Source organism: Streptomyces lydicus (genome assembly GCF_004125265.1).
GTDB lineage: Bacteria > Actinomycetota > Actinomycetes > Streptomycetales > Streptomycetaceae > Streptomyces > Streptomyces lydicus_C.
Map to the genome: position 1 here is coordinate 3,284,220 of NZ_RDTE01000003.1, position 4,151 is coordinate 3,288,370.

The 4,151-nt window shown below is 71.2% G+C and carries 4 protein-coding genes; 2 read left to right on the forward strand and 2 right to left on the reverse strand.

Annotation, left to right across the window (positions count from 1 at the left end):
* Window positions 1–6 precede the first annotated feature (6 nt).
* Window positions 7–1,029 carry an ArsR/SmtB family transcription factor gene (locus D9V36_RS16835; RefSeq protein ID WP_129294499.1) on the forward strand — a complete coding sequence of 341 codons (1,023 nt, stop codon included), beginning with the start codon at window positions 7–9 and terminating at the stop codon, window positions 1,027–1,029.
* A gap of 77 nt (window positions 1,030–1,106) precedes the next feature.
* On the opposite strand, the gene D9V36_RS16840 is transcribed toward D9V36_RS16835, so the two are convergent.
* Complete coding sequence (locus tag D9V36_RS16840) at window positions 1,107–1,529, reverse strand: MerR family transcriptional regulator (RefSeq protein WP_129294500.1); 423 nt, start codon at window positions 1,527–1,529, stop codon at window positions 1,107–1,109.
* A 56-nt stretch (window positions 1,530–1,585) separates the two neighbouring features.
* Here D9V36_RS16840 and D9V36_RS16845 point away from each other — a divergent pair, with 56 nt between their 5' ends.
* Entirely contained in the window at window positions 1,586–2,557 is a 972-nt protein-coding gene (locus tag D9V36_RS16845; protein ID WP_129294501.1) for an SDR family NAD(P)-dependent oxidoreductase, read from the forward strand.
* Between the two features lie 143 nt (window positions 2,558–2,700).
* On the opposite strand, the gene D9V36_RS16850 is transcribed toward D9V36_RS16845, so the two are convergent.
* Entirely contained in the window at window positions 2,701–3,978 is a 1,278-nt protein-coding gene (locus D9V36_RS16850) for a thymidine phosphorylase (RefSeq protein ID WP_129294502.1), read from the reverse strand.
* Between the last annotated feature and the right edge of the window lie 173 nt (window positions 3,979–4,151).

The window sequence follows — 4,151 nt, forward strand, 5'->3', positions numbered from 1 at the left end:
AGAGTAGTGATCCGGATCCATTTCACGGCCGCCGACTTCGCACGGGTCCGGTTCGCACCTCGTCCGGCGCCCCTGCAAGAGCTGAACGCGGCACTGATGATGATGAGCCACCCCCACGACGAGCTGCTTTTCGGCCGCTGGAGACGACGGCTGCTCCATTCCCTGCCGGTCAGCGTTCTGCCGCTGGCGGATCTGGTTCCTGCTGCGAAGGCCCCCTGCTTCATCGACGAGTTCAGCGACACCCTGAAGGACGGACTGGAGAGCGTCCGGGCCTCGAGTCCGGACCTGGTCCGCTCCGAGCTCGAGCGGGTGTACGCCCGGCACATGTCCCTGGCTCCGCTGTGGATCCGCGATCTGCACCGAGGCGACGCCGATGCGTGGCGCCCCCTCCTCCGCGCCCAGCACGCGGCGTTCGAGACGGTCGTGCGACCCGTGTGGCCCCTGGTGCAGGACTTACATCAAGCGGAGTTCACCCGCCATGCGCTGACCGTGGCCGAGCACGGCATCGGCGCAGCCCTGGACCGGCTCGTCCCCGGCACCCGGCTTCACGAGGGCGTCTGGGCACTCAAGGCGCCCGGCGAGCGGGACATCACACTGCGCGGACACGGCGTGGTCCTCGTGCCCACATTCCACTGGACCGGCCACCCCCTCATCGCCCACCGGCCCGACAGCCCCCTGTTCCTCACCTACCCCGCCGGTCCCGGCCTGCCGCTCACGCCGGCCGGGGCGGGCGGCACGGACGACGCGCTGGCCTCGGTGCTCGGGCGAACCCGCCGCGACATTTTGCTCCTGCTCGCGGCGGAACACACCACCAGCGAGCTCGCCCGACGGCTGCGCGTCAGCAATGCCACCGTCTCCGCCCAGACCGCCGCGCTGCGCAGCGCCGGCCTGATCACCACGGTCCGTGCCGGACGGGCGGTCCTGCACCGGCGCGCTGCTCTGGGGAGCCTGCTGATTCAGCGAAACAGTGCGGGTCAGGGCGTTGTTGACGCTGTCGGCGAGCAGGCACCGCACCCCCGGAACCAATAGTTCACGGTTCGTCGTTCCTGTCTGTCTCTCTGTCCGCAGCGGCACGTCCGCAAGGCCAGGGGACGGCCGCCGTCGCTTCAGGCTGTCGGGTCCCAGAGCCCGCCGGCCTCACCACGGGCGAGGTGTTCGGCGTAGACGCCGACCTTCCAGGCGATGACGGAACGGCACTCCTCCAGCGCCTCGATCTGCGTATCGACGCGCTGACGGTGGGCGTCGAGGAGCTGCAGGCGCTCCGCCTCGTTGCCCGGCCCCTGTCGCACCAGGTCGGCGAACCGCTTGAGGTCGGCCAGCGGCATACCGGATTCCCGGAGCTTGACGCAGATCAGCAGCCAGTCGACGTCGAACCCGCTGTAGCGCCGCCGTCCTCCCGTGGTGCGCCGGACCGGTCCGACCAGCAGGCCCTCGCGCTCGTAGAAGCGCAGTGCGTGCACGCTGAGCCCGGTCCGCTCGGCCACCTCGCCGATGCCCAGCGGCTCCTCGGGCGCCTCGGCAGTCGTCATGCCGCCCAGCCTACGGCTCTTGATCTAGACCTCACTCCAGCTCGTAGCGTCGGCGCATGACCACCACTGATCAGCAGCCGCTCGGCTCGCTCCACTCCTCGGTCAGCACCGCCGAGGACGTCATGACCGGCCTCGACCTCTCCGGCACGACCGCCGTCGTCACCGGGGGCTACTCCGGACTCGGCCTGGAAACCACCCGGAGCCTGGCATCCGCCGGGGCCCATGTCATCGTTCCGGCACGCCGGCCCGACATCGCCCGGACCGCGCTCGCGGCTGTGGAAGGCTGCGAGGTCATCCCCATGGACCTGGCCGATCCTGGCAGTGTGTACGCCGCCGCCGCACGGATCAACGACTCCCTCGACCGGCTCGACCTCCTGATGGCCGTCGCGGGCGTCATGGCCACCCCGGAGCGCCGAGTCGGACCAGGCTGGGAAGGCCAGTTCGCCGCCAACCACCTCGGACACTTCATCCTGGCCTGCGAGCTCTATCCGCTCCTGGCCGCGGCGGACGGCGCGCGCGTCGTCGTCAACAGCTCCGCCGGACACGCCCTGACCGACATCCGCTGGGACGACCCGCACTTCCGCACCGGCTACGACAAGTGGCTGGCCTACGGCCAGGCCAAGACCGCCAACTCCCTGTTCGCCGTGCAGCTTGACGCCCTCGGTCGCCGCGACGGGGTCCGGGCGTTCGCCCTCCACCCCGGCAAGATCATTACTGGCCTGCAGCGAGAGATGCCGCTCCGGGAGCAGATCGACCGCGGATGGGTGGACGAGCAGGGCAAGGTGATCGGCGCCGACTTCAAAACGCCGTCCCAGGGCGCCGCCACCGGTCTGTGGGCAGCCACCTCACCGCTCCTCGACGGCCGCGGCGGTCTCTACCTCGAAGACTGCGACATCGCGCGCGTCTCCGCCCCCGGCCGGCCGATGGACGACGGCGGCGTCCGCGCATACGCCATCGACGCGGACGCCGCGGCACGACTCTGGGAGCTGTCCCTCGCAGCGACCGGCGCCACGCCCGTCCCTCGATGACCTCGTACTCGCCAACCCGTCACCCGTCGTCCGTTATCCGTCGTCCCTGATCCGTCACCCGTTGTCCGTCCACGGCGCCTTGACCAAGGTGGCGGGTGACGGGACGCCCGGCCCCGCAGGACTCAGGCGTCCCGGCCGCCGCCTCAGGCGATGCGCTCCAGCACCACAGGTGTGGCGGCGAAGGCCGCGTCCGCCGGGCCGACGAGCACGCCGCCGTCCAGGGCCTCCAGGGCGTAGGGGAGCTTCTCGGGGGTGTCGGTGTGCAGGGTCAGCAAGGGCTGGCCGGCGGTGACCGTGTCGCCCGGCTTGGCGTGCAGTTCGACGCCCGCGCCCGCCTGGACCGGGTCCTCCTTGCGGGCGCGGCCGGCGCCCAGGCGCCAGGCGGCGAGGCCGACGGCGTAGGCGTCGAGAGTGGTGAGGATGCCGGAGGAGGCGGCGGTGACGACATGCTGTTCGCGGGCCACCGGGAGGGCCGCGTCGGGGTCGCCGCCCTGGGCGCTGATCATGCGGCGCCAGTGGTCCATGGCGGAGCCGTCGGCGAGCGCCTTGGCCGGGTCGGCGTCCTTGAGCCCGGCCGCATCGAGCATTTCGCGGGCGAGGGCGAGGGTCAGCTCGACGACGTCCCGGGGGCCGCCGCCGGCCAGTACCTCGACGGACTCCCGGACTTCGAGGGCGTTGCCGGCGGTCAGGCCGAGCGGGGTGGCCATGTCGGTCAGCAGCGCGACCGTCTTCACGCCGTGGTCATTACCCAACTCGACCATCGTGGAGGCCAGTTCGCGGGCGTTGTCGAGGTCCTTCATGAAAGCGCCGGAGCCGACCTTCACGTCCAGGACGAGGGAGCCGGTGCCCTCGGCGATCTTCTTGGACATGATGGAGGAGGCGATCAGGGGGATGGACTCGACGGTGCCGGTGACATCGCGGAGCGCGTAGAGCTTCTTGTCGGCGGGGGCCAGGCCGTCGCCGGCGGCGCAGATGACGGAGCCGACGTCACGCAGGACGTCCAGCATCTCCGCGTTGGAGAGCGTCGCGCGCCAGCCGGGGATGGCTTCGAGCTTGTCGAGCGTGCCGCCGGTGTGGCCGAGGCCCCGGCCGGAGAGCTGCGGGACGGCCGCACCACAGGCGGCGACGAGCGGGGCGAGCGGAAGGGTGATCTTGTCGCCGACGCCGCCGGTGGAGTGCTTGTCGGCGGTGGGGCGGGGCAGCGAGGAGAAGTCCATGCGCTCACCGGAGGCGATCATCGCGGCGGTCCAGCGGGCGATCTCCGTGCGGTTCATGCCGTTGAGGAAGATGGCCATCGCCAGGGACGACATCTGCTCGTGGGCGACCTCGCCGCGGGTGTAGGCGTCGATGACCCAGTTGATCTGATCGGGGGTCAGCTCGCCGCGGTCGCGCTTGGTGCGGATGACGGAGATAGCGTCCATGGAGGGTTCCTTTCCAACGGGTAGGTCCGTTCTACACGCATAGATGTCGGGGTGGCCAGGGAGGGGGGCGCCGGCCCCTGGAGGCGGCCCCTGGAGGCGGCCCCAGGAGGCGGCCCCAGGTACGGTCCGGCCGCGGGTCTCATTCCGCGGCCGGACCGTGGCTGCGCTGCTGC